The sequence below is a fragment of the Prevotella conceptionensis 9403948 genome (genome assembly GCF_000312305.1).
GTDB lineage: Bacteria > Bacteroidota > Bacteroidia > Bacteroidales > Bacteroidaceae > Prevotella > Prevotella conceptionensis.
Window position 1 is genome coordinate 1 of sequence record NZ_HE999446.1, and the last position, 2635, is coordinate 2635.

3 protein-coding genes are annotated in these 2635 nt (G+C 52.1%); all 3 read left to right on the forward strand.

The window, feature by feature from the left end; genetic code table 11:
* Positions 1–319: hypothetical protein (locus BN93_RS06280; RefSeq protein ID WP_044260022.1), on the forward strand; the 319-nt coding region annotated here is incomplete at its 5' end.
* Between the two features lie 50 nt (positions 320–369).
* Positions 370–1887 (forward strand): RagB/SusD family nutrient uptake outer membrane protein, encoded by a 1518-nt coding sequence (locus tag BN93_RS06285; RefSeq protein WP_019187484.1) that lies wholly within the window; start codon positions 370–372, stop codon positions 1885–1887.
* Between the two features lie 57 nt (positions 1888–1944).
* Positions 1945–2635 (forward strand): DUF4874 domain-containing protein (locus BN93_RS06290; protein WP_019187485.1); only part of this gene is annotated, 691 nt, incomplete at its 3' end.

Genomic DNA, 2635 nt, shown 5'->3' on the forward strand with positions numbered 1-2635 from the left:
AAAGGACCGCTGGACCTGGAACAACCCCTCGACCACGCAACCGGCATCGTTTAACGGCTGGAACAACAACTACACTTCGGGCGACTGGTACTATCAGAAGGCCTGGTTTGTGCGCCTAACCAACATCAGCCTGGGCTGGACACTGCCCCAAGCCTGGATTTCGCGCACCAAGGTGTTGTCGCGCGTGCGCCTGTCGCTAAGCGCCAACAACCTGTTCTGCATCACTCCGTATAAAGGATTGGACCCCGAAACCGACTATTATGCGGCAGCTTATCCCAACGCCCGTACCTACAGCATGGGCATAAACGTAACATTCTAACCGCAATACCTCTGCAACGATGAAAAAGAATAAAAGGCTTATCCACACTGTTGGGCACGGCTTTGCTAGCCCTTACGGCTGCTTGCTCAGACCTTACGCCCATAGACTATTCGGAGATTAACCCGAACAATTTCCCCAAAAACGAGAGCGACGTGCAGGCATTGGTGATGAACTGCTACCGCCCACTGCGCGGCGACTGGTGGGACGGCATCTACTCGCCCTCAGAAAGGGGCGTGATGTTCGTCAACGACTGCACAACAGGCACCCTGTCGGGTAAGTTCGGGGCGCAGAAAATGGCCGCCGAACTGAACTTCTTCCCCACGAGCGAAGAGATAACGTGGTTTTACTTCACACGCAACTCCACCGATTACAGCGGCGGATACATCAATAAAATAAGCACTTGCACGCTTACGCTAGACGATATAGCCCATGCGCCCATCGACGAAAGCAAGAAAAGGGCCTACGAAGCCGAGGTTCGTTGTGCACGTGCGTTCCTTACCTACACGCTCTACGACATGTACGGGCCGCTGGTTATCGCTCCGTTAGACGTGTTAAAGCACCCTTTGAAAGAACAACCGCTGCCCAGGCTCACGCGCGAAGAGCAAGTGAAGTTCATAGAAGACGACCTCTTGTTCGCCGCCGAACACCTGCCCATGCCCGGCAAAGCGGAATATGGGCGGTTTAGCAGGGGATTCGCCAAGATGTTGCTGATACGCCTGTACCTGCACGAAACGCCGATAAGCAAAGACTATTATAATAAGGTGGAGACGTTGGCACGCGAATTGATGAACCCGAAGTATGGCTACCAGCTGCAAAGAGACTACGTAAAGATGTTCGAACTGGGCGGACAAGGCTCGGCCAACAAAGAAATCATCTACGCATTGCCTTGCTCGTACAATGGACCCAGCATCAACCAGTGGCACATGATGGTGCTTCCCACCGACTTTGCGCAAGGCGGAATGAGCGGCGGATGGGGAACAGTAACCAGCACATGGGCATTTTACGACTCGTTCGAGCCCAAAGACGTGCGCCAGACAAAGCTGCTTACGTCGTACACCAGTTCTACCGGAGCAACGATAGACCGCGACACGCACGGCTCAGACCTTGCCGTGGGTCCCATCGCACTGAAAATGGGCTACGACACAAGGGTTAAAGCCTCCGAAGGAAAGTCGGACATCGACCTCATTCTCTACCGTTATGCCGACGTGTACCTGTCACTTGCCGAGGCCTTGTCGCAAAAGCAGGGCGCAACAGCCAACGACTTGAAGGAGGCGGTAAACCTTATCAATGTTGTTAGGCATCGTGCAGGCATCGAAAACCTTTCGGCCAACGCCCTCAACACGCCCGAAAAGGTGCTAGATGCCGTGCTAACGGAACGCTGGCACGAGTTCTGGTGCGAGAACGGACAGTTCAGAGCCGACCTCATCCGTCATCATAAACTCATCCCTTGGGTAAAGAAAATAAATGGTTCGGCTTACGCCGAGGAGTATAAAGAGGTGTATCCGCTACCCCTCGCAGCCATTATCGACGGCAAGGGTGCAGTGAAACAAAACCCTGGTTATCAATAAAAACATGCTTGGCCGAGACTTTTCTCGTTTCGGCCAAGCCCAAAACATCAATACGACATGAAGAAAAGACATTGCATTTTGTTGGCGGCCGCAGCTTTTTTGGCCCTAGCATGCGGGAGCAACACAAACGAGGAAAATCCCGACAGTGGCACAAAGAAGAATCCCGAAACGGGTTTGAAAACTGTAACATATCAACTGAGCAACGACGAAATAGCCAATCCCGAACGCGGATTGTTCACCCAATACGAATCCAACGCCAAGGACTATGTGGCCCTAAGCTACCTGAGGAAACTAAGGAGTGAGGGTAAGACGTTGGTACAATTGATGTATTACCTGGACGATTACCGCGACAAAGACCTCCCCGGAGGCTTTGCAACGAAGTTGGAAGTGGACTTAGACCAAGTGCGTGAAGCAGGAATGAAGGCCATTTTGCGTTTCGCCTACACCGACAAACAAAATGGAGCTGATGCCCCCATGCACATCATCAAGCGTCATCTCGATCAAATAAAACCTACATTGCACAAGCAAGTGGGCGTAATTGCTTGTGTTCAGGCAGGCTTTATCGGTGCTTGGGGCGAGTGGTATTACTCTACAAACAAGCTAAATAACGCCACGGCCTACCGCGAGTTGTTGAATAAATGGCTCGAAGTGCTGCCTGCCGAACGGTGCATACAAGTGCGCACACCCAAGTATAAGCAAGAATACGTGGCAACGCCACACCTCTTAATGACAATACAGCCTTTAAAGA